The sequence below is a fragment of the Flavobacterium sp. ACAM 123 genome (genome assembly GCF_000264055.1).
Lineage (GTDB): Bacteria > Bacteroidota > Bacteroidia > Flavobacteriales > Flavobacteriaceae > Flavobacterium.
Genome location: NZ_AJXL01000262.1, coordinates 1 through 353 on the forward strand (window position 1 = coordinate 1; position 353 = coordinate 353).

The window sequence follows — 353 nt, forward strand, 5'->3', positions numbered from 1 at the left end:
TAGGAATCAAAAATCTTTACAAAAGTAAAACATAGCGCTGTGGTACATAGAGCAGTGAACGAATTATTTTCTTTAGAAAAACAAGTAGAAATATCGATATTTCAAAAATAATAAACTATTGCTATGCTTGATAAAGCAGTACAATGGTTTTTCCAGATCGCTCGGATATATCAGCACATCGATAGAGCGGAATTGCATTCCGTGCCCGTAAACAAAAGCAACGATAAGTAAATAAACCGAAGCCAATGTCAACAAAATATAAGGCTACAAGTATAGAAGAAGCTTATTTTATGACCATAACAACAGTAAGGTGGTTAGATGTTTTTACTAGGTTAAATCAAAAATATGTTGTG

1 pseudogene is annotated in these 353 nt (G+C 32.6%); it reads left to right on the plus strand.

Going from position 1 to position 353, the window contains the following annotated elements:
• Positions 1 to 245: 245 nt before the first annotated feature.
• A pseudogene (locus A3SG_RS22625) lies at positions 246 to 353 on the plus strand (transposase); the annotation flags it as partial.